Here is a 21,463-nt window from a genome sequence, read left to right as displayed (position 1 = left end):
ACCTACGGCGCGGCGGCCGGCCGGTGCCCGACCAGCGCCAGAACCGCCGGCACGGTGCCCGGTGCGGCCACCACCAGGCCTCCCAGCGGCAACGTCCCAGGGCTGCCGTCCAGGGTGACGACCGCCAGGCCGGCTTCCGCGGCCAGGGCCAGCGCCCCGCCGACGTCCCAGACCTGATAGTCGAACAGCACGGCGGCGGCCGCCCGTCCCAGCGCCACCTGGGTGATGGCCAGGGCCGGGGAACCGAGCATCCGCAGCCCGATCCGTGCCCTGCGACAGCTGTCGACCAGGACCACCGCCAGGTCGTGGTCGAGCCCGCCGGCAAGTTCGGTACAGATCAGCCGGCCCGTCAGGTCGCATTCAGCACCGGGGTCGGGTCCGGCGGGCCTGGGCACGACGCTGCCGTTGGCCCGCAGACCACGGTCGCGGGCGGCCGCATAGATCTGCGCCCGGTACGGATCGGCGATCACCCCGACCAACGGACCGTCGGCATCCAACAGCGCCAGCGAGTAGCTGCACCATGGCAGGCCGGCCAGATAGTTGGCGGTGCCGTCGATCGGGTCGACCACCCACAGCAGCTCCGGGCCGTCCGCCGATCCCGGCAGGGCCGGTGGCAGCGGCCCGAGGCCGTCCGGACCGCCGTACTCCTCGCCGAGCACCGGGATGCCGGGGAACTCGCCGGTCAGCACCCTGCGGGTGTGTCGTTCCAGGGTGCGATCGGTGTCCGTCACCCAGTCGAAGGGCGATACCCCCGGGTCGGCTGCCCCCCGCCCGGCGGTGGCGGCAATCACCTCGGCGGCGTCGTTGGCCAGCCGGCCGGCGATCTCCAGCGCCCGCGAGATGGTCACGATCCGGTTCGCAGACGCCTGCTGTCTCGTGGCCGGTCCCGGGGTCGGTCGACGGTGCGCCGTGGCGGGCATGCCGTCGATGATCGCGGCGCGGAGTGACGACCCGGCCACAACGCCGTGGCCGCGGGGTGTCCGGAGGGTGAGCGCTGGGTCCGCCGGTATCGTGACCTGCCATGGGACGAGCCGACCTGGACAAGCAGCCGCGGCAGGTGGCTGCCATGTTCGACGGGGTGGCGCAGAAGTACGACCGGACGAACACGCTGCTCTCGCTGGGCCAGGACCGGCGGTGGCGGCGGCACATGGTCGCCGCGTTGTCCCTGGAGCCGGGCCACAAGGTGCTGGACGTGGCCGCCGGGACCGCGGTCTCCACCCAGGAACTGGCCGCGACCGGTGCCTGGGCGGTAGCGGCCGACTTCTCGCTCGGCATGCTGCAGGCGGGCCGGGCCAAGCGCGGGTCATTGCCGATGGCGGCGGCCGACGCGCTGGCGTTGCCGTTCGAGGATGCGACGTTCGATGCGCTGACGATCTCGTTCGGGCTGCGCAATGTGGTCGATCCGGAGCGGGCACTCACCGAGTTCGCCAGGGTCGTCCGGCCCGGTGGGCAGCTGTTGGTGTGCGAGTTCTCCCGCCCCTACCTGCCGATGCGCTGGGGCTACCGGTTCTACCTGCGTCAGGTGCTGCCGCGGGTCGCCAAGCGGTTCGGCTCCAACCCCGAGGCCTATACCTACCTGAGCGAATCGATCTCGGACTGGCCCGACCAGAAGCAGCTGGCGCGCAAGATCGCCGGCTGCGGCTGGACCGAGGTTGCCTGGCGGAATATGACGTTCGGTGTGGTGGCACTGCACCACGCGCTGCGGACCGACTGAGCGTCCGTCGGCCCGGATTCGGCGGCCGATTCTGCTGCGACGAGGGGCTCTTCGATAGTGAGGTAACCCTAAGAAGACCCACCGCTGTGACCGCACTTACACTGACCGCGCACGACTTCGTGAACCGATGCACAAGCTCGGTCGCGACGTGATCACCACGCTGCTGTGGTGATCACGATGCCGTGCCGAGATGCCGTGTCGATCGATGCCGTCGCGAGAGCGGCAGAGGAGGGTGGAGGCGTGGCCAACTGGACCGTTCCCACCGAAGGCACCGCGGACGTGATCGTGGTCGGCGCCGGACCGGCCGGATCGACCGCCGCCGTGTACCTGGCCAGGTCCGGACTCGATGTGATGGTGCTGGAGAAGTCGACGTTTCCGCGGGAAAAGGTGTGCGGCGACGGGCTGACGCCTCGTGGCGTCAAGCAACTGCACCAGCTGGGCATCGACACCTCAGGTGACGACTGGATTCGCAATCGCGGGCTGCGGGTGGTCGGCGGCGGCCGGACCATCGAACTTCCCTGGCCCACCCTCGCGGACTTTCCCGATTTCGGCCTCGTCCGTCCGCGCCGCGACTTCGACGACATGCTGGCCGGCATGGCGGTGAAGGCCGGCGCCCGGCTACGCACCGCGACGACCGTGACCGGGCCGGTGCTGGACGAGAAGTCGGGCCGGATCACCGGCGTGCGGGCCAAGACCGAGTCGGGTGAGCAGACGTTCAGCGCTCCGCTGGTGATCGCCGCCGACGGGGTGTCGGCCAGGGTCGCGCTCGGGATGGGCATCGACAAGCGTGACGACCGACCGCTCGGCGTCGCGGTGCGCCGCTACTACACCAGCCCGCGGACCAACGACGACCATCTCGAGTCGCACCTTGAGCTGTGGGACCGCAGCGACCCGGACGATCCCAAGCTGCTGCCCGGGTACGGCTGGATCTTCGGACTCGGTGACGGCACGGTCAACGTCGGCCTGGGAATGCTGAACTCCTCCAAGGCATTCGGCAAGACCAACTACCGGACGCTGCTACGGACCTGGCTGGACGGGACCCCGCAGGAGTGGGGACTGCGCGAGGAGAACGCGATCGGCGGCATCGGCGGCGCGGCGTTGCCGATGGGCTTCAACCGCACCCCGCACTACGACCGCGGGCTGCTGCTGATCGGCGACGCCGGTGGCGTGGTGAACCCGTTCAACGGCGAGGGCATCGCCTACGCGATGGAGTCGGCCGCCATCGCCGCCGACGCCGTGCTGCAGGCCACCGGCCGGTCCGGCGCCGCCCGCGAGGCGGCGCTGCACGGCTATTCGTCGGCGATGAAGGCGCACCTGGGAACGTATTACCGACTGGGCACCATCTTCTCCACCCTGATCGGCAATCCGAAGGTGATGCGGGCGGCGACCACGCTGGGTCTGCCGCGAAAACGACTGATGTACCTGGTCCTCAAACTATTGGCCGGTCTGTACGACGGATCGGACGGCGACTGGGCCGACCGGGTTGTCCGTGGGTTGAACCGGGCGGTGCCCAGTGTGTAGCCGTGGAACTGGAGAGGGGCACAGCTGATGCTCGACGCCTACCTACCCATCGTCATTCTCGTCATCGTCGCCGGCGGCTTCGCCGTGACGATGGCGACGGTGGTGTCGGACAAACTCGGCCCGCGCCGGTTCAACCGGGCCAAGCTGGACGCCTACGAATGCGGCATCGAACCGACGCCGCTGCCGCCGGGCACCTCCGGCCGGTTCCCGATCAAGTTCTACCTGACGGCGATGCTGTTCATCGTCTTCGACATCGAGATCATCTTCCTCTATCCCTGGGCCCAGTCCGCCGACGTCCTCGGCGTCTTCGGGCTGGTCGAGATCGGGCTGTTCATCCTGACCGTGTTCGTCGCCTACGCCTACGTCTGGCGCCGCGGTGGATTGGACTGGGACTGATGACATCCCGCGGGAAAATTCCCCCGACATCGTGCGGAAAGGTCTGAGCCGTCATGGGTTTGGAAGAGAAGCTGCCGAACGGCATCCTGCTGGCCAGCGTCGAGAAACTGGTGAACTGGACCCGTAAGGCCTCCATGTTCCCGGCCACCTTCGGGCTGGCCTGTTGTGCCATCGAGATGATGACAACCGGGGCTCCGCGGTACGACCTCGGCCGGTTCGGCATGGAGGTGTTCCGGGCGTCGCCGAGGCAGGCCGACCTGATGATCGTGGCCGGTCGGGTGACGCAGAAGATGGCGCCGGTGCTACGACAGATCTACGACCAGATGCCGGAACCGAAATGGGTGCTGGCGATGGGCGTCTGCGCCAGTTCCGGCGGCATGTTCAACAACTACGCGGTGGTGCAGGGAGTGGATCACATCGTGCCGGTGGACATGTATCTGCCCGGCTGTCCGCCGCGCCCGGAGATGCTGATCGACGCCATCCTGAAGCTGCATGCCAAGGTGATGGACGATCCGCTGGGTCCGGTGCGGGCGGCGGAGTTCGAGGGCAAGCGCACCGAACTGGTGGCCTCCTCGGTCAAGTACGGACGCGGCCGGCGCCTGCCGGTCGGCCGGCCGGGTGCCGAACCCGGCGAACCGGCCGGGGTGCGCTGGTGAGCCAGGACAAGCAGTCGGAGCCGGGCGGGGCCACTTCTGTCGATTCGCCGGCCTCCATCGTCACCGGGACCACCGACGACGCCGCGCACCAGGGTGGCGGCCTGGCGGTGCCGGGATCCGCGCCCGAGCTGGCGACCGGCGTCGAACGATCCGGGATGTTCGGCATCCATGGCACCGGCGACACCTCGGGCTACGGCGGACTGCACCGCGCACCGTATGTCCCGCAGCCCGCCGACCGGCCCTACGGCGGCTACTTCGACGAGGTGGTCGATGCGCTGCTGCAGGCGATGTCCGAACGCGGGATCCCGGCCACCGCGATCGAGCAGATCACCGTCGCCGTCGGTGAACTCACGGTCTATCTGCAGCGCGACCACCTGCAGGCGTTGTTCTGGGCGGTCCGCGACGATCCGGGACTCCGGTTCGAGACGTTGAGTTCACTGAGCGGCGTCGACTACGGCGAACAGGTGCCCCGCAGGCTGCACGTCGTCTACGAGATGCTGTCGATGACCTACCGCCGGCGGATGCGACTTGAGGTGTCCGTCGACGTCGCCGATCCCTATGTGCCCAGCGCGGTTCCGGTCTATCCGACCGCCGACTGGCACGAGCGGGAGGCCTACGACATGTTCGGCATCGTCTTCGCCGGGCACCCGGCGCTGACCAGGATCCTGATGCCCGACGACTGGGACGGACACCCGCAGCGGAAGGACTATCCGCTCGGCGGCATCGCCGTCGAGTACAAGGGCGCCGAGATCCCGCCGCCCGATCAGCGGAGGGTGTACTCGTGATGAGCCCCGAGAACGACCAAGAGGTGCGCCGAGCCCGGGCCACCGAGACCACCGAGGGCCGGATGTTCACGGTCACCGGCGGCGACTGGGACGACATGGTCTCCGAGCTCAGCAGCTCGGTCGGCGACAATGCCGGCCGGGACACCGGCGGCAGCGACGACTTCAGCGACGAACGCATCATCATCAACATGGGTCCGCAGCACCCGTCCACCCACGGGGTGCTCCGGCTGATCCTCGAGCTCGAGGGCGAGACGGTGACCCAGGCCCGGTCGGTGATCGGGTACCTGCACACGGGTATCGAGAAGAACTGCGAGTACCGGACCTGGACCCAGGGCGTCACCTTCGTCACCCGGGCCGATTATCTGTCGCCGGCGTTCAACGAGGCCGCCTACTGCCTGGCGGTGGAGAAGTTGCTCGGGATCGAGGTGCCGCCGCGGGCCGAGGTGATCAGGGTGCTGCTGATGGAGCTCACCCGGATCTCCTCGCACCTGGTGGCGATCGCCACCGGTGGCATGGAACTCGGTGCGTTGACCGGTATGACGGCCGGTTTCCGGGAACGCGAGGAAGCGTTGCACCTGATGGAGTTCCTCACCGGACTGCGGATGAACATGGCATTCATCCGACCCGGTGGAGTGGCCCAGGACATGCCGGAGGGGACCCAGCAACGGGTCCAGGAGTTCATCGACGTGATGGACAAACGGCTCCCCGAATACGACAAACTGCTGACCGGCCAACCGATCTGGAAGGCCAGGATGCAGGGCGTCGGGGTGCTGCCGCTGGAGGGTTGCCTGCAACTGGGCATCACCGGTCCGGTGCTGCGATCGGCCGGCTACGCCTGGGATCTGCGAAAGACCATGCCCTACAGCGGCTACGAGACCTACGACTTCGAGGTGCCGACCGCCACCGAGGCCGACTGCTACGCCCGTTTCGTGTTGCGGGTCGCCGAGATGCATGAGTCGCTCAAGATCATGCGGCAGGCGAATGCCCGGCTGTCCGAGCCCGGGCCGGTGATGGTGCAGGACAAGAAGATCGCCTGGCCGGCGCAGCTGGCGCTGGGTGCCGACGGCATGGGCAACTCGTTGGAGCACATCCGCAAGATCATGGGTCAGTCGATGGAAGCGCTGATCCACCACTTCAAGCTGGTCACCGAGGGCTTCCACGTTCCGGCCGGGCAGGCCTACATGGCGATCGAGAACCCCCGCGGTGAGCTGGGTTGCCACGTGGTGTCCGACGGCGGCACCCGGCCGTGGCGGGTGCATCTGCGCGATCCCGGATTCGTGAACCTGCAGGCGATGCCGGCGCTGAGCGAGGGCGGGATGATCGCCGACGTGGTAGCCGCGGTCGCGTCTCTTGATCCGGTGATGGGAGGAGTGGACCGATGAGTGTGGACGTTCCCGCTGGGCAATCTCGAGCGGATGCGGAATCGAACATCCCGGTGCCGAACCAGCGCCTGGGGATTCCGGAATTCCTGTACACCGGAACGGTTTTCGACGAGGTGACCCGGGGCCAGACCGAGGAGATCATCGCCAAGTACCCGCAACAGCGGTCGGCGTTGCTGCCGTTGCTGCACCTGGTGCAATCGGTGGAGGGTTTCGTCAGCGCCGACGGCATCGCCTTCTGCGCTGATCGGCTGAACCTGACCATCGCCGAGGTCGAGGCGGTGGCCACCTTCTACACGATGTACAAGCGGGAGCCGTGCGGCCAGCACCTGGTCAGCGTGTGCACCAACGCGCTGTGCGCCGTGCTCGGCGGTGACGCGATCCTGTCCCGGCTGTCCGGACACCTGGGTATCGGCCCGGACGAGACGGCCGGTGAGCCCGGTACCGAGGGGTCGATCACCCTGGAGCATGCCGAATGCCTGGCCGCCTGCGACCACGGTCCGGTGGTCACCGTCAACTACGAGTACTACGACAACCAGACCCCGGAGTCGGCCCTCGAGCTGGTCACGGAGTTGCAGGCCGGCCGAAAGCCGCATCCGACCCGCGGCGCGCCGCTCACCGACTTCCGCACCACCGAACGTGAGATCGCCGGCATCTTCAGCGATCTCGCCGATCAGGTCAATGCGCCGACGGCGTCGGAAGAAACGTTGCGCGGCAACGAGATCGCCGACCGGCTGCGGCAAACGGCCCCGAGTATGCCCGAGTCGTACGAGATGCCGCCGCTGCCCGAGAGGAAGTGAGGTGGCCGACATGACCAGCTCAGGTGCAAGTAATGAAGCCGGCGCAGTGGTGCCGCCGTCGGGACCGGACGACACCCCAGCGGTAATGACGCCGGTGCTCACCAGGCGGTGGGCGTCGCCGCAGTCGTGGAGTATCGCGACCTACCGCAAGCTCGACGGCTACACGGCGCTGGCCGCCGCGCTGAAGACCGAGCCGGGCCGGCTGGTCGAGCTGATGAAGAACTCCGGGTTGCGCGGTCGCGGCGGCGCCGGCTTCCCGACCGGTCTGAAGTGGTCGTTCCTGCCGCCGCCGGATGGCAAGCCGCGGTACCTGGTGGTGAACGCCGACGAGGGCGAGCCCGGTACCTGCAAGGACATTCCGCTGATGATGGCCGATCCGCACTCGCTGATCGAGGGCTGCATCATCACCTGCTATGCGATCGGCTCGCAGCTGGCCGCGATCTACGTCCGCGGCGAGGCCGTGCAGGCCATGCGCCGGGTCGCCCAGGCGGTGCGCGAGGCGAAGGAGCGGGGCTTCCTCGGCAAGAACATCCTGGGCAGCGGCTTCGACTGCGAGATCATCGTGCACGCGGGGGCCGGTGCCTACATCTGTGGCGAGGAGACCGCGCTGCTGGACTCGCTGGAGGGCCTGCGCGGGCAGCCGCGACTGAAGCCGCCGTTCCCGGCGGTGGCCGGCCTGTACGCCCGGCCGACCGTGGTGAACAACGTGGAGACCATCGCCTCGGTCCCGGTGATCGTGGCCGGCGGCAGCGACTGGTACCGGCAGATGGGCACCGAGAAGTCGCCCGGGCCGAAGATCTTCAGCCTGTCCGGCCACGTCACCCGACCCGGACAGTACGAGGCTCCGATGGGCACCACGCTGCGTCAGCTGCTCGCCGCGGCGGGCGGGATGAAGGACGGCATCCCGCTCAAGTTCTTCACCCCGGGTGGGTCTTCGACGCCGATCTTCACTCCTGCCCAACTGGACGTGCCGCTGAGCTTCGACGATGTGGCCGCTGCCGGATCCATGCTGGGCACCACAGCGCTGATGTGTTTCAACGAGACGGTGTCGGTGCCATGGGCGGTCTGGAAGTGGCTGGAGTTCTACAAGCACGAATCCTGCGGCAAGTGCACGCCGTGCCGCGAGGGCACCTGGTGGCTCGCCCAGGTCCTGCGCAGGGTGGTCAGCGGCAGGGGAGTGATGGCCGACCTCGACACCCTCACGGACGCAGCGTCGAACATCTTCGGACGGGCGTTCTGCGCGCTCGGGGACGGTGCTGCCACCCCGGTGACGAGTGCGTTCTTGCACTTCCGCAGCGAGTTCGAGGATCTGGTCACCGGCCGGACACCGCCGGTTATCGGAACCCGCGAGCTGGTGGGGGCGCACTGACATGACTGGCACACCGAGCAGGACCAGCACTCCGAGACGGCGGGCATGCTGAGATGACACTGGCGACCGACAACAAGAACCCCGCACCCGACGAGCCCGCGCAGCAGCCGGTGCCCGAGGGGCACGTCCGGCTGACCATTGACGGCATCGAGGTCATCGCGCCCAAGGGCGAACTGGTGATCAGGACCGCGGAACGGATCGGCATCGCCATCCCGCGGTTCTGCGATCACCCGCTGCTGGAACCGGTCGGTGCCTGTCGACAGTGCCTGGTCGAGGTGGAGATGGGCGGCCGGCCGATGCCCAAGCCGCAGGCGTCCTGCACGCAGACGGTCGGCGATGGAATGGTGGTGAAGACCGCGCTGACCTCGCCGGTGGCGGACAAGGCGCAGCGCGGCAACATCGAGTTCCTGCTGCTCAACCACCCGCTGGACTGCCCGATGTGCGACAAGGGCGGCGAATGCCCGTTGCAGAACCAGTCGATGTCCAACGGCTACGCCGACTCCCGGTTGTTGGACGCCAAGCGGGTGTTCACCAAGCCGATCGCGATTTCCACCGAGATTCTGCTCGACCGGGAACGCTGCGTGCAGTGCCAGCGGTGTACCCGATTCTCCGCGCAGATCGCCGGCGACCGGTTCATCGACTTGCTCGAACGAGGCCCCGACCAGCAGATCGGCATCGGTACCGGGGCTCCGTTCCAGTCGTACTTCTCCGGCAACACCATTCAGATCTGCCCGGTCGGCGCGCTCACCTCCACCGCGTACCGGTTCCGGTCGCGGCCGTTCGATCTGGTCAGCGACCCGAGCATCTGCGAGCACTGTGCCGACGGGTGCGCGCTGCGCACCGATCATCGGCAGGGCGACGTGATGCGCCGGTTGGCCGGTGACGATCCAGCGGTGAACGAGGAGTGGAACTGCGACAAGGGGCGGTTCGCCTTCAGCTACGTCACCCAGCCGGACCGGTTGACCTCGCCGCTGATCCGGCGAGAGAGCGGCGAGTTGGAATCGGCGTCCTGGACCGAGGCGATGGCGGTCGCTGCCGACGGGCTGACCAGGGCCAGGCAGGCGGGCGGTGTCGGCGTGCTGACCGGCGGCCGGCTCACTGTGACGGACGCCTACGCCTACGCGAAGTTCGCGCGACTGGCGTTACGCACCAACGACATCGACTTCCGGGCCAGGCTCGGCTCGGACGAGGAGCAGTCGTTCCTGGCGGCGAAGGTGGTCGGGCAGTCGCCGGAGACCGGCGGCGTCAGCTACGACTCCCTGGAGTCCGCGCCGGTGGTGCTGCTGGTGGCGCTGGAGCCGGAGGAGGAGTCGCCGATCCTGTTCCTGCGGCTGCGCAAGGCATCCCGGGCCGCGACCACGGTGTACTCGGTGGCTGCGCTGGCCTCCCGCGGCCTGCAGAAGATGTCCGGCATCCTGCTGCCGGCGGTGCCGGGCGCCGAGTCGTCAGTGGTGTCCAGGCTGACCGGCGGCGGTGACGGACCAGCGCTGACCGAACCCGGCGCGGTGATCCTGGTCGGCGAACGGGCCGCGCAGACGCCAGGTCTGCTCACCGCGGTCGCCGAACTCGCCGACAGCACCGGCGCCAAACTGGCCTGGGTGCCACGACGGGCCGGTGAGCGCGGTGCGCTGGCCGCCGGTGCGCTGCCGACCCTGCTGCCCGGCGGTCGGCCGATCGCCGATGACGGCGCCCGCGCCGAGGTCGAGAAGGCATGGGGTGCATCGATTCCCACCGCACCCGGTCGCGACGCCGACGGTATCGTCGCCGCCGCAGCCGGCGGGGAGCTGGGCGGTCTACTGATCGGCGGGGTCGATCCGGCGGACTGCCCCGACCCGGCGGCCGTGCTCGCCGCAGTCCGGGCCGCGGGTTTCGTGGTCAGCCTGGAGCTGCGGACCAGCGCGATCACCGAACTGGCCGACGTGGTGTTCCCGGCGGCGGCCGCGGTGGAGAAGTCCGGCGCCTACCTGAACTGGGAGGGCCGGGTACGACCGTTCGAGGTCGCCACCCGCAAGTCCGGCCGGTTGGACGACGGTCGCATCCTCGACACCCTCGGTGTCGAGATGGATGTCGACCTGTACACCCAGTCGCCGGTCGCCGCCGAGGCGGAGATCGAACGACTCGGAGCCTGGCAGGGGGCTGCGGCCACGCTCGCGGCTCCGGCCGTCACCGACCCTGCCGATGCCTCGGCCGGGCAGGGGCTGGTGCTCGCTTCCTGGCGGATGGCGATCGACGGCGGCTCGATGCTGGACGGCGAGCCGCATCTGGCCGGTACCGCGAAGTCCGACGTGATCTGCGTGGCGGCGAGTACGGCCGCCGCACAGGGGTTAGCCGATGCCACCAGGGCATCGGTGACCGGGCCGGCCGGGACCGTGACGCTGCCGCTGCAGGTGTTGCCGGACTCCGAGATGGTGGCGGACACGGTGTGGCTGCCGGGGCGGGTGGATGGCGTTCAGATCACTGCGAAGCTCGGAGCGACTGTCGGGCAACGAGTTGCGGTCAGGCGGAGCGAAGCGATGAGCTTTGCCGGCAGCGACGACAGCGAAGGAGCAGGCCGATGAGTCCGGACGGTTCGGTCGCGCCGCTGCTGTGGGACGACCCGTGGTGGCTGATCCTGATCAAGGTGGTGGGAGTCTTCGCCTTCCTGCTGGTGCTCACCCTGTTCACCATCTGGTTCGAGCGACGGGTCGTCGGCCGGATGCAGCACCGGCCCGGTCCGAACTGGAACGGCCCGTTCGGCCTGCTGCAGTCGCTGGCCGACGCGCTCAAGCTGCACTTCAAGGAAGGCATCATCCCGAAGGGCGCGGACAAGTTCGTCTACATCGCCGCTCCGGTGATGTGTGCGATCCCGGCGTTCCTGGTGTTCTCGATCATCCCGATCGGCGGACCGGTGTCGATGTTCGGGCAGCAGACCGCGTTGCAGCTGGTCGACCTGCCGGTCGGCGTGCTGGCCGCGTTGGCCTTCGCGTCCATCGGTGTCTACGGACTGGTGCTGGGCGGATGGGCCTCCGGATCGACCTACCCGCTGCTCGGCGGACTGCGCTCGGCGGCCCAGGTGATCAGCTACGAGATCGCCATGGGGTTGTCGTTCGTCGCGGTGTTCATCTATTCCGGGACGTTGTCGATGTCGGGCATCGTCAACCAGCAGCACGGCGGCTGGTACGCCTGGCTGCTGCCGGTGTCGTTCGTCATCTACGTGATCTCGATGGTCGGCGAGACCAACCGTGCGCCGTTCGACCTCGCCGAGGCGGAGGGCGAGCTGGTCGGCGGTTACAACACCGAGTACTCGTCGATGCGGTTCGGCCTGTTCTACCTGGCCGAGTACATCAACATGGTGAACGTCTCGGCGATCGCCACCACGCTGTTCCTGGGTGGTTGGCAGGCCCCATGGCCGTTGTCGTTGTGGCACGGCGCGAACACCGGCTGGTGGACGTTCCTGTGGTTCTTCATCAAGGTGCTGCTGTTCCTGTTCTTCTTCGTCTGGCTGCGCGGCACGCTGCCGCGGATCCGCTACGACCAGTTCATGGCGATGGGCTGGAAGGTACTGGTACCGGTTTCGCTGGCCTGGATCCTGCTGGTCGCCACCGCCAGGGTGCTCAACAACTCCACCTCGCTGACCACCAGGGAAGTGCTGCTGTGGATGGGGATCCCGCTGGTCATCCTGTTGTTGATCATCGCGTTCTGGCCGGGCCGGAAGGCACCGCCCGACACCGACGGCGACTACCCCGGCGCCGGGCCCGATGCGCTGCTGCCCGAGGCCGGTGGCCAATGGCAGCCGGAGGGTCACGGTATTGCCGGTGGCCAGGTGGTGGCGCCGGCGCTGGGCAGATATCCGATACCGCCGCTCGACCTGGCGGTGCCGGTCGCGCCCCGTCGCTCGGTGCTGGTCGGCGGTGCGCCGCCGGTGGGCCAGCAGCCACCGACCGACGGGGACGCAGTGAACGGAACGGGAGGTCATCATGTCGTTTCTTGACCCGGTGAAGGGGTTCGGCGTCACCTTCGCCACCATGTTCAAGCCGGTCGTCACCGAGGACTACCCGCGTAAGCCGGTGCAGCCGGCCGGCCGTTACCACGGCCGGCATCAGCTGAACCGTCATCCCGACGGGTTGGAGAAGTGCGTCGGCTGCGAATTGTGCGCCTGGGCCTGCCCGGCCGACGCGATCTTCGTGGAGGGCGCCGACAACACCGACGAGGAGCGGTACTCGCCGGGCGAGCGGTACGGCAAGGACTACCAGATCAACTACCTGCGCTGCATCGGCTGCGGCCTGTGCATCGAGGCGTGCCCGACCAGGGCGCTGTCGATGACGAACGAGTACGAGATCGCCGACGACGACCGGCAGCGGTTGATCTACACCAAGGACATGCTGCTGGCGCCGCTGCAGCCGGGCATGGAACAGCCGCCGCACCCGGCCCGGCTCGGTGATGAGAAGGACTACTACGCCTACGGTCCGCAGTTCCTGGCCGATCCGACCTTCCGGCCCGGTGGGCGGGCCGCCCATCCCGTTCCGGTACCGCCGGGGCCGGATCCGTTGCCCGGTCCGGGAGCCGAACCGGCCGCCAGCAACGGAGGCCGGCGGTGATCGAACTCGCGCAGGCCGCGGCACCGGTGGTGTACGGCAACCCAGGCGCCGAGCAGGTGATGTTCTGGATCCTGGCACCGTTGGCGCTGGCCGGAGCCGTTGGCATGGTGGTGTCCAGGGTCGCGGTGCACTCGGCACTGTGGCTGATGCTGACGATGATGTGCCTCGGCGCGTTCTACATCCTGAACGAGGCCGAGTTCCTGGGTTTCGCGCAGATGATCGTCTACACCGGCGCGATCATGATGCTGTTCCTGTTCGTGCTGATGCTCACCGGCCGGGACGCCGGCGACTCGGTGATCGAGCCGCTGCGCGGGCAGCGGACGGCGGCCATCCTGCTCGGGATCGGGCTGGTGGCATTGATCGTCGCCGGTCTGGTGCGGGCGCTGGCGGGTAGTGCGATGGCCGGACTGGACACCCCGTTGGCCGACCGCGGCCCGATCGGCTCCATCGCGGCCGAGCTGTTCACCGACTACCTGTTCCCGTTCGAGCTGACCAGTGCGCTGCTGATCACCGCGGCGGTGGGCGCGATGGTGCTGGCGCACGTGGAGCGCGCACCGGGCGAACGGCGCAACCAGCGGGTGCGGGTCGCGGCGCGGATGCGCTCTGACCGGATGTCGCCGTTGCCCGGCCCAGGCGTGTTCGCCACCTCGTCGTCCAACGCCACACCGGCGCTGCTGCCGGACGGATCCATTGCGCCGGAATCAGTGTCGACGTTGGTCGAACACAGCGAGTCGGTGCGGGTGGCGGAGAACTTCGCCAGCGGCAGATCCCTGGCGGAGCTGGAGACCGGCGAGAACCCGCGGCGTCCCGGTGACCCCGGCGATCCCGGTGAGGAGGATCAACGATGAGTCCCACTCACTACCTGGTGCTGTCCGCGCTGCTGTTCGGCATCGGCGCGGTCGGGGTACTGGTCCGCCGCAACGCGATCGTCGTCTTCATGTGCGTCGAGCTGATGCTCAACGCGGTGAATCTGTCGCTGGTCACCTTCTCCCGGATGCACGGCAACCTCGACGGGATGGTGATGGCCTTCTTCGTGATGGTGGTCGCCGCCGCCGAAGTCGTTGTCGGGCTGGCCATCATCATGTCCATCTTCCGTAGCCGGCGGAGCGCCTCCGTCGACGACGCGAATTTGCTCAAGTTCTGACATGAGCAAACCGGACCTGAGCACAGGAGCGAATTCGTGACTTCCATTGCCTGGCTGCTGCTGGCACTGCCGATAGCCGGTGCGCTGATCCTGCTGATCGGTGGCCGCGCCTTGGACAAGATCGGCCACCTGATCGGTTGCGTGGCCGTCCTTGCCGCCTTCGTCGTCGGCCTGCTGCTGTTCCTGGACTCATCGGGCAGCACCCACGTCCAGCTGTTCGACTGGATCGGGGTCGCGGACCTGCGGATCGGGCTCGGGCTGCATCTGGACCCGTTGTCGCTGACCTTCGTACTGCTGATCACCGGTGTCGGGTCGCTGATCCACATCTATTCGATCGGCTACATGGCGCACGACGGCGAGCGCCGGAAGTTCTTCGCGTACATGAACCTTTTCGTCGCGGCCATGCTGCTGCTGGTCCTGGGCGACAGCTTCGTGTCGCTGTACGCCGGCTGGGAAGGCGTCGGCGTCGCCTCGTACCTGCTGATCGGGTTCTGGTCCGACCGCCGCTCGGCGGCCACCGCGGCCAAGAAGGCGTTCATCATGAACCGGGTCGGCGACGTCGGGCTGGTGCTGGCGATCCTGTTGATCTTCAAGGAGACCGGCAGCACCGACTTCGACAAGGTTTTCGCGGCGATGCCCGAGGTGGCGGCCAACTCGCCAGGCACCGTGACGGCGATCGGCCTGCTGCTGTTGCTCGGAGCCTGCGGCAAGTCCGGTCAGGTGCCGCTGCAGGCCTGGTTGCCGGACGCGATGGAGGGTCCGACGCCGGTGTCGGCACTGATCCACGCCGCCACGATGGTGACGGCCGGCGTCTATCTGATCGCTCGGTGCAGCGACATCTTCAATCTGACGCCCGACGGGCAGCTGGTGGTCTGCATCGTCGGCGCCGTCACCCTGTTGGTCGGCTGCATCGCCGGTTGCGCGAAGGACGACATCAAGAAAGTCCTTGCCTACTCGACGGTCTCGCAGATCGGTTACATGTTCCTGGCGGTCGGTCTCGGCACCGGTGCCTACGGCCTGGCGATCATGCACCTGCTGACCCACGGCTTCTTCAAGGCGGCGCTGTTCCTCGGTGCCGGCAGCGTGATGCACGCGATGAACGACGACGTCGACATGCGCCGGATGGGTGGGCTGGCCCGCCGGCTGCCGATCACCTTCGCCGTGATGACCTGCGGCTATCTGGCGATCATCGGATTCCCGTTCCTGTCCGGATACTTCTCCAAGGATCTGATCATCGAGGCGGCCTTCGGGGCCGGCGGGGCGAAGGGCTGGATCTTCGGTCTGGCAGCGCTGATCGGCGCCGGCATCACCGCGTTCTACATGACCCGGCTGATGATCATGACCTTCCTCGGCGACCCGCGCTGGAAGCAGCTGCGGTCGGCGGACGGTAGGGAGTATCACCCGCACGAGTCGCCCGCGGTGATGACGGTCCCGATGATCCTGCTGGCGATCGGCGCCCTCGGCGCCGGTGGCTACCTGGCCGTCGGGCACCGGCTGGTCGACTACCTCGCGCCGTCGGTCGGCTCGTTCCACGAGCCCGAACTGCCGATGCCGACCGTCGTCATCACCCTGCTGACGCTGCTGCTGGTGGCGCTCGGCGTACTGATCGCCTGGCTGTACGTCGGCCGGCGTCCGGTGCCGGTGATCGCCCCGGCCAGGGTGAACCCGGTGGTCGCGCTGGCGCGCGCCGACGTCGGCGGCGACGCCATCAACGAGGCCTTGTTCGCCCGGCCCGGCATCTGGGCCACCAGGATGGCGGTTTTCGCCGACGGCCGGGGTGTCGACGGCGCGGTGAACGGTGTAGCGGCCGGACTCGGCGGGCTGTCCGGGATCTGGCGCCGCTGGCAGAACGGGTACGTCCGGTCCTATGCGTTGTCGATGATGGCCGGGACGCTGCTCCTGGTCCTCGCCCTGCTAGTGGTGAGGTACGCGTGAACGCGACAGGAAACAACCCCTTGCTGCTGCTGCTGATCGGCGTGCCGTTGATCGGCGCCGTGGCGATGATGTTCTGCAAGAACCTGGCCGAACGCACCGCGAAGTTGATCGCCCTGGTGTTCGCGTTGATCCCGTTGGTGCTGGCGGTGTTCCTCTGGATCGCGGCCAAGAAGGATCTGACCAACCCGTACGCCGGGCTGCCGAACCCGACCGCTGCGCCGCCGGACTCGTTCAGTCCGCTGTTCTCCCAGACCTTCTCGGCCGACTGGATCCCGTCGTTCGGGATCAGGTTCTCGCTGGGTGTCGACGGCATTTCACTGGTGATGATCGCGCTGATCACCCTGCTGGTGCCGATCGTGCTCGGCGCCTGCTGGGAGGAGAAGCTGCCGGCCGGTCGCAGCGTTGCCGGCTACTTCGGGCTGCTGCTGGCCCTCGAGGGCGCGATGATCGGCGTCTTCGCCGCGACCGACGTGTTCCTGTTCTACGTGATGTTCGAAGTGATGCTGATCCCGATGTACTTCCTGGTCGGGGCGTACGGCGGGGTGCGCAGGGCGTACGCGGCCACCAAGTTCTTCCTGTACTCGCTGCTCGGCGGTCTGTTGATGCTGGCCAGCGTGATCGGGCTGTACGTGGCCTCCGCCGACATCCGGCCGGAGGGCGGCACTCTCGACTTCGCCGAGTTGCGGGCGATCGCCCATCAGATCCCGTTGTCCACCCAACTGTGGATCTTCGGCGGGTTCGCCATCGCGTTCGCGATCAAGGCGCCGCTGGTGCCGCTGCACACCTGGCTGCCCGACGCCGGCGCCGAGGCGCCGATCGGCGCCGGCACCCTGCTGGTCGGGGTACTTGACAAGGTCGGCACCTTCGGATTCCTGCGGATCTGTCTGCCGCTGTTGCCGCTGGCCTCGGCCAAACTGGCCTGGTTGATCATCCTGTTGGCGGTGATCGGCATCATCTACGGAGCGATCGTGGCCGCCGGCCAGACGGACCTGAAGCGCTTCGTCACCTACACCTCGATCGCGCACTTCGGCTTCATCGCGTTGGGCTGCTTCGTGTTCACCACCCAGGCGGTGTCCGGGGCGGTGTTCTACATGGTGAACCACGGCCTGGCCACCGGCCTGCTGTTCCTGGTGGTCGGGATGCTCACCGCCCGCGGCGGATCCCGGCTGATCTCCGACTACGGCGGCGTCTGGAAGGTCGCTCCGTTGCTCGGCGGGCTGTTCCTGATCGCCTCGTTCGCCACCATCGCGGTGCCCGGCACCAACTCGTTCGTCTCGGAGTTCCTGGTGCTGATCGGATCGTTCCGCACCCAACCGGTGTGGGCGATCATCGCGACCACCGGGATCATCCTGGCCGCGGTCTACATGCTCTGGGTGTTCCAGCAGGTGTTCACCGGACCGGTGCGTGGCCGAGCGGTGGTCGGTGACGGCGGCGCAGTTCCGGACGGTGCCCTCGGCCCCGACTCGGATGCGACCACCGGGCCGATTCTCCTCGGTGGCGGAGCGGCTGCCGGGGAAGGGGTTTCGTCAGCCCCGTCCGACGACGCCTGGGCAGTGAGTGCCCCGTCGGCGACCCTGACCGAGGCGCGTACGGACCCGCACGGCGTTCCGGCCGTCGACCCGAACGCGCAGACCGTCAAGCTGGGAGCCGACACGATCACCGCGGCGGCCGACCAGCAGACCCAGCACCCGAAGCCGCGGGTGAAGGCGCTGTTCGGAGACCTGTCCAAACGCGAGCTGCTGGTGCTCAGCCCGCTGGCCGCGCTCATCATCTTGCTCGGTGTGTACCCGAAGCCGGTGTTGGATGTCATCAACCCGACCGCGGTCCGCACAGTGATCGACAGCGGTCATGTCGATCCGTCGTTCTCGATCCCGGAGGCCGGTCGATGATCCAGCACCTGCTCGCAGTGACCGCGCCGGCGAACGCCATCGCGGCGCCGACGGTCGACCTCAGGGCCGTCCTGCCGATCCTCATCGTGCTCGGCGGCGCCTGCCTCGGCGTTTTGGTGGAAGCCGTGCTGCCGAAGGGATCCCGCTACGCCGGTCAGCTGGTCGTGACCATCGGGTCGGTGGTCGTTGCTGGTGTCTTCACCGTCATCGGCGCCGTCGACAAGCACTATGCGGTGACCTTCGCCGGCTCGATCGCGGTCGATCGCGCCAGCTATGTGATGTGGGGCGTGGTGCTGGTGCTGGCGCTGGCCTCGGTGCTGCTGATGGCCGACCGGGTCGCCGAGCCCGGCGGCGCGATCGTCGCGCAGGCCGCGGCCAGGGTCGGCTCGGTGCGGGACCGGACGGCCACCGCCACCGCACTGCCGATGCAGACCGAGGTCTTCCCGCTGACCCTGTTCGCCGTCGGCGGGATGCTGGTGTTCCCGGCGGCATCGAACCTGCTGACGCTGTTCATCGCGCTCGAGGTGCTGAGCCTGCCGCTGTACCTGATGGCCGGGATGGCCAGGCGCCGCCGGTTGATCAGCCAGGAGGCGGCGGTCAAATACTTCCTGCTCGGCGCGTTCACCTCGGCGATCCTGCTCTACGGCATCGCGTTGCTGTACGGCTACGCGGGCACCATCAGTTTCTCCGGGATTCGCGCGGCGGCGAGTGCCGCGGCCGGCTCGGATGTGTTGCTGCTGGCCGGCATCGCGCTGCTGGTCGTCGGGCTGCTGTTCAAGAGCTCGACCGGCCCGTTCCACCTGTGGACGCCGGACGTCTACCAGGGCGCGCCGACCCCGGTCACGGCGTTCATGGCGGCCTGCACCAAGGCCGCGGCGTTCGCCGCGATGCTGCGGGTGATGATGGTCGCGTTGGAGCCGATGGTCCAGACCTGGCGGCCGGTGCTCTGGGCGGTGGCCATCCTGTCGATGGCGATCGGCTCGATCATCGGCATCACCCAGACGGACATGAAGCGGATGCTCGCCTACTCGTCGGTGGCCCATGCCGGTTTCCTGTTGCTGGGCGTGATGGCGGTCTCCGAGAAGGGCGCCTCCGGCACCATGTTCTACCTGGTCACCTACGGGCTGGCGACGATCGGTGCGTTCGCCGTTCTCACGGTCGTCCGCCGCGGTGACGGCGAGGCCACCCACCTGTCCGACTGGGCCGGCCTGGCCAAACGCTCGCCGGTGCTGGCCGCGGTGATGAGCCTGTTCCTGTTGTCCTTCGCCGGTATCCCGCTCACCAGCGGGTTCATCGGCAAGCTGGCGGTGTTCGCCGCCGCGATGAACGCCGGGATGGGCGCGCTGGTGGTGATCGCGATGATCGCCACCGCTATCACCGCATTCTTCTACCTGCGGATCATCGTGCTGATGTACTTCTCCGAGCCCACCTCCGGCGACAACGCGCCGTACGTCGCGGTGCCCGGCGCCCTCACGGCCGTGGTGATCGGTGCCTGCGGGGTGCTCACCCTGGTGCTGGGTATCGTCCCGGGCTGGGCGCTGGACGCGCTGACGGTGACGGTGCCGTTCCTGTCCTGAGCGCGCGGTATCACATTTGGTATCATCGAGCCATGGCGATGACGCTGCGATTGGACGAGTCCGAGACCGAGGCATTGCGCCGGCGTGCGGAAATTGAGTCGCGCTCGATGCAGGATGTTGCCCGCGAGGCTGTTCGGGAGTACATCGAGAGCCACAGCAAGGCCGACCTGATCGATCAGGTCATCGCGGAGGAGATTCCCAAGTACGCGGAGGCGCTCGAGCGGCTCGGCCAGTGATCTATCTGGACGGCAGCGACCTCCAGCACATCGCCGAACGCGTCATCGGACATGATCTGGTGCGTGACCACGGGCTGTTGGGGTCGGCGACGGCCAGGCCACAGACCACCGTGTTCGGCGCCGACGCCTATCCCTCGCTGGCCGAGAAGGCGGCCGCGCTCCTGCACTCCGTCGCGATGAATCACGCCCTGATCGACGGCAACAAGCGTCTGGCGCTGGCGGCGACGATCACCTTCCTCGGAATCAGCGGGTATCGACTGACGCTGACGAACGACGAGGCCTACGACCTGATCATCTCGGTCGCCTCCGGGCAGTTGCGCGACGTTGGCGCCATCGCCGAGATCCTCGAGGTGGGGACGGAACCGCGCCGGGCCTGACCGGGCGGGACAGACCCGCTACGGCAGGCGTAGCGGGCTTGTCCCGGCGGTGTCCCGGCGCCGCCGGATGACCTGGACAGACCCGCCTCCCGGGTTGGATAGGCTGGCCGGGTGAACGCCCCTGTCGAACTGGCCGGCATCGAGCTGACGGACCCGGATCTCACCGCGCGGCTGTCGGCCGGCCTGCTCCGGGTGGAGGCACTGCTGGAGTCCGAGGTGGTCAGCGAGTTCGGGTTCGTCACCGAGGCGGCCTCGCACCTGATGCACGCCGGCGGCAAGCGGTTCCGGCCGCTGTTCACCCTCGTTGCCGCGGGGATCGGCCCGAAACCCGACGCCGACGGGGTGGTGACCGCCGCCGCCGTGGTCGAGCTGATCCATCTGGCAACGCTGTACCACGACGACGTCATGGACGAGGCCGACATCAGGCGGGGCGCGAAGTCGGCCAACGCCCGCTGGGACAACTCGATCGCCATCCTGACCGGTGACTTCCTGTTCGCGCACGCCTCCCGGCTGGTCGCCGGGCTCGGTCCGGACGCGGTGTCGATCATCGCCGAGACCTTCGCCGAGCTGGTCACCGGGCAGACCAGGGAGACCGTCGGTCCGCGGCCGGACGACGACCCCATCGAGCACCACTTGCGGGTACTGAACGAGAAGACCGCGGCGCTGCTGGATACCTGTGGCCGCTATGCCGGCATGTTCTCCGGGGCCTCCGAGCCGGAGATCGCCGCGCTTCGCCGGTACGGCAGGGCGATCGGGATGGCCTTCCAGATCTCCGACGACATCATCGATCTCACCTCGACCGACTCCGGTAAGACGCCGGGTACCGACCTGCGGGCCGGCGTCCCGACGCTGCCGGTGCTGTACACGCTGGCCGACCGGTCGTCGGACGCGCGGCTGGTCGAACTGGTCGCCGGCCCGATCTCCTCCGACCAGGAGGTCGCCGAGGCGGTCTCGCTGCTCAGGGACTCCCCGGGGATGACGAGGGCCCAGCAGACGCTGGCCGACCACGCCGACAGCGCCAGCGCCGCGCTGGCCGAGCTGCCGGCGTCGCCGGCGGTCGAGGCCCTCGGGTCGCTGGTGCCGTTCGTGGTGGCCCGCACCCGTTAGG

Annotated in this window: 20 protein-coding genes; 19 read left to right on the top strand and 1 reads right to left on the bottom strand. The window is 68.3% G+C overall.

The genetic code is table 11. The features are described from left to right. Window positions 1-2 precede the first annotated feature (2 nt). Window positions 3-848: an inositol monophosphatase family protein gene (locus K340_RS0107050; RefSeq protein WP_245599487.1), complete on the bottom strand. Its 846-nt coding sequence runs from the start codon at window positions 846-848 to the stop codon at window positions 3-5. Window positions 849-1,021: 173 nt separating this feature from the next. Between K340_RS0107050 and K340_RS0107045 the strand changes: the two genes are divergently transcribed. The 19 genes from K340_RS0107045 (at window position 1,022) to K340_RS0106955 (ending at window position 21,462) form a co-directional block, all read left to right on the top strand. Then, entirely contained in the window at window positions 1,022-1,714 is a 693-nt protein-coding gene (locus K340_RS0107045) for a demethylmenaquinone methyltransferase (RefSeq protein WP_029136207.1), read from the top strand. A gap of 240 nt (window positions 1,715-1,954) precedes the next feature. Next, on the top strand, window positions 1,955-3,235 hold the full coding sequence (locus tag K340_RS0107040; protein WP_029136206.1) for a geranylgeranyl reductase family protein: 1,281 nt from the start codon (window positions 1,955-1,957) through the stop codon (window positions 3,233-3,235). 27 nt (window positions 3,236-3,262) lie between these two features. After that, window positions 3,263-3,631 (top strand): NADH-quinone oxidoreductase subunit A, encoded by a 369-nt coding sequence (locus K340_RS0107035; RefSeq protein WP_037363097.1) that lies wholly within the window; start codon window positions 3,263-3,265, stop codon window positions 3,629-3,631. A gap of 53 nt (window positions 3,632-3,684) precedes the next feature. Next, window positions 3,685-4,287, top strand: coding sequence for a NuoB/complex I 20 kDa subunit family protein (locus K340_RS36565; protein ID WP_051265315.1), 603 nt, complete (start codon window positions 3,685-3,687; stop codon window positions 4,285-4,287). 56 nt (window positions 4,288-4,343) lie between these two features. Beyond that, window positions 4,344-5,072 (top strand): NADH-quinone oxidoreductase subunit C, encoded by a 729-nt coding sequence (locus K340_RS0107025; RefSeq protein ID WP_029136204.1) that lies wholly within the window; start codon window positions 4,344-4,346, stop codon window positions 5,070-5,072. Then, the gene (locus K340_RS0107020; protein WP_029136203.1) at window positions 5,072-6,454 is read left to right on the top strand and encodes an NADH-quinone oxidoreductase subunit D; all 1,383 of its coding nucleotides are present in this window, start codon (window positions 5,072-5,074) and stop codon (window positions 6,452-6,454) included. Before K340_RS0107025 ends, K340_RS0107020 begins: the two co-directional genes overlap by 1 nt. Next, window positions 6,451-7,251, top strand: a complete 801-nt coding sequence (gene nuoE / locus K340_RS0107015; protein WP_084614125.1) for an NADH-quinone oxidoreductase subunit NuoE — start codon at window positions 6,451-6,453, stop codon at window positions 7,249-7,251. The genes K340_RS0107020 and nuoE overlap by 4 nt, the downstream gene beginning before the upstream one ends. Before the next feature lie 85 nt (window positions 7,252-7,336). After that, window positions 7,337-8,620 (top strand): NADH-quinone oxidoreductase subunit NuoF, encoded by a 1,284-nt coding sequence (nuoF, locus tag K340_RS0107010; RefSeq protein WP_051265313.1) that lies wholly within the window; start codon window positions 7,337-7,339, stop codon window positions 8,618-8,620. 53 nt (window positions 8,621-8,673) lie between these two features. Then, window positions 8,674-11,178 carry an NADH-quinone oxidoreductase subunit G gene (locus K340_RS28045; protein ID WP_051265311.1) on the top strand — a complete coding sequence of 835 codons (2,505 nt, stop codon included), beginning with the start codon at window positions 8,674-8,676 and terminating at the stop codon, window positions 11,176-11,178. Further along, on the top strand, window positions 11,175-12,590 hold the full coding sequence (nuoH, locus tag K340_RS28040) for an NADH-quinone oxidoreductase subunit NuoH (protein ID WP_051265309.1): 1,416 nt from the start codon (window positions 11,175-11,177) through the stop codon (window positions 12,588-12,590). The genes K340_RS28045 and nuoH overlap by 4 nt, the downstream gene beginning before the upstream one ends. Then, on the top strand, window positions 12,577-13,197 hold the full coding sequence (nuoI, locus tag K340_RS28035; protein WP_245599486.1) for an NADH-quinone oxidoreductase subunit NuoI: 621 nt from the start codon (window positions 12,577-12,579) through the stop codon (window positions 13,195-13,197). Before nuoH ends, nuoI begins: the two co-directional genes overlap by 14 nt. Next, window positions 13,194-14,045, top strand: a complete 852-nt coding sequence (locus K340_RS28030) for an NADH-quinone oxidoreductase subunit J (RefSeq protein WP_051265308.1) — start codon at window positions 13,194-13,196, stop codon at window positions 14,043-14,045. Before nuoI ends, K340_RS28030 begins: the two co-directional genes overlap by 4 nt. Further along, complete coding sequence (gene nuoK, locus K340_RS0106985; RefSeq protein ID WP_029136200.1) at window positions 14,042-14,341, top strand: NADH-quinone oxidoreductase subunit NuoK; 300 nt, start codon at window positions 14,042-14,044, stop codon at window positions 14,339-14,341. Before K340_RS28030 ends, nuoK begins: the two co-directional genes overlap by 4 nt. A gap of 36 nt (window positions 14,342-14,377) precedes the next feature. Then, window positions 14,378-16,276, top strand: coding sequence for an NADH-quinone oxidoreductase subunit L (gene nuoL / locus K340_RS0106980; protein ID WP_029136199.1), 1,899 nt, complete (start codon window positions 14,378-14,380; stop codon window positions 16,274-16,276). Further along, window positions 16,273-18,165: a complex I subunit 4 family protein gene (locus tag K340_RS0106975; RefSeq protein ID WP_245599485.1), complete on the top strand. Its 1,893-nt coding sequence runs from the start codon at window positions 16,273-16,275 to the stop codon at window positions 18,163-18,165. The genes nuoL and K340_RS0106975 overlap by 4 nt, the downstream gene beginning before the upstream one ends. Continuing rightward, window positions 18,162-19,742 (top strand): NADH-quinone oxidoreductase subunit NuoN, encoded by a 1,581-nt coding sequence (nuoN, locus tag K340_RS0106970; protein ID WP_037363094.1) that lies wholly within the window; start codon window positions 18,162-18,164, stop codon window positions 19,740-19,742. The genes K340_RS0106975 and nuoN overlap by 4 nt, the downstream gene beginning before the upstream one ends. Before the next feature lie 32 nt (window positions 19,743-19,774). Beyond that, entirely contained in the window at window positions 19,775-19,978 is a 204-nt protein-coding gene (locus tag K340_RS0106965) for a ribbon-helix-helix protein, CopG family (RefSeq protein ID WP_029136196.1), read from the top strand. Continuing rightward, on the top strand, window positions 19,975-20,355 hold the full coding sequence (locus tag K340_RS0106960) for a type II toxin-antitoxin system death-on-curing family toxin (protein WP_029136195.1): 381 nt from the start codon (window positions 19,975-19,977) through the stop codon (window positions 20,353-20,355). The genes K340_RS0106965 and K340_RS0106960 overlap by 4 nt, the downstream gene beginning before the upstream one ends. 111 nt (window positions 20,356-20,466) lie before the next feature. Next, complete coding sequence (locus K340_RS0106955; protein WP_029136194.1) at window positions 20,467-21,462, top strand: polyprenyl synthetase family protein; 996 nt, start codon at window positions 20,467-20,469, stop codon at window positions 21,460-21,462. Window position 21,463 lies beyond the last annotated feature (1 nt).

The sequence above is a fragment of the Nakamurella lactea DSM 19367 genome (assembly GCF_000426645.1).
Lineage (GTDB): Bacteria > Actinomycetota > Actinomycetes > Mycobacteriales > Nakamurellaceae > Nakamurella > Nakamurella lactea.
This window is presented reverse-complemented; position numbering and strand designations above follow the sequence as displayed.

Bases quoted from the DNA above. Each gene is read 5' to 3' on its own strand.
- nuoI (WP_245599486.1), top strand. From the start codon at position 12,577: ATGTCGTTTCTTGACCCGGTGAAGGGGTTCGGCGTCACCTTCGCCACC.
- nuoH (WP_051265309.1), top strand. From the start codon at position 11,175: ATGAGTCCGGACGGTTCGGTCGCGCCGCTGCTGTGGGACGACCCGTGG.
- nuoE (WP_084614125.1), top strand. From the start codon at position 6,451: ATGAGTGTGGACGTTCCCGCTGGGCAATCTCGAGCGGATGCGGAATCG.
- K340_RS0106965 (WP_029136196.1), top strand. From the start codon at position 19,775: ATGGCGATGACGCTGCGATTGGACGAGTCCGAGACCGAGGCATTGCGC.
- K340_RS0107020 (WP_029136203.1), top strand. From the start codon at position 5,072: ATGAGCCCCGAGAACGACCAAGAGGTGCGCCGAGCCCGGGCCACCGAG.
- K340_RS0107045 (WP_029136207.1), top strand. From the start codon at position 1,022: ATGGGACGAGCCGACCTGGACAAGCAGCCGCGGCAGGTGGCTGCCATG.
- K340_RS36565 (WP_051265315.1), top strand. From the start codon at position 3,685: ATGGGTTTGGAAGAGAAGCTGCCGAACGGCATCCTGCTGGCCAGCGTC.
- nuoN (WP_037363094.1), top strand. From the start codon at position 18,162: ATGATCCAGCACCTGCTCGCAGTGACCGCGCCGGCGAACGCCATCGCG.
- nuoK (WP_029136200.1), top strand. From the start codon at position 14,042: ATGAGTCCCACTCACTACCTGGTGCTGTCCGCGCTGCTGTTCGGCATC.
- K340_RS0107035 (WP_037363097.1), top strand. From the start codon at position 3,263: ATGCTCGACGCCTACCTACCCATCGTCATTCTCGTCATCGTCGCCGGC.
- nuoF (WP_051265313.1), top strand. From the start codon at position 7,337: ATGACGCCGGTGCTCACCAGGCGGTGGGCGTCGCCGCAGTCGTGGAGT.
- K340_RS28045 (WP_051265311.1), top strand. From the start codon at position 8,674: ATGACACTGGCGACCGACAACAAGAACCCCGCACCCGACGAGCCCGCG.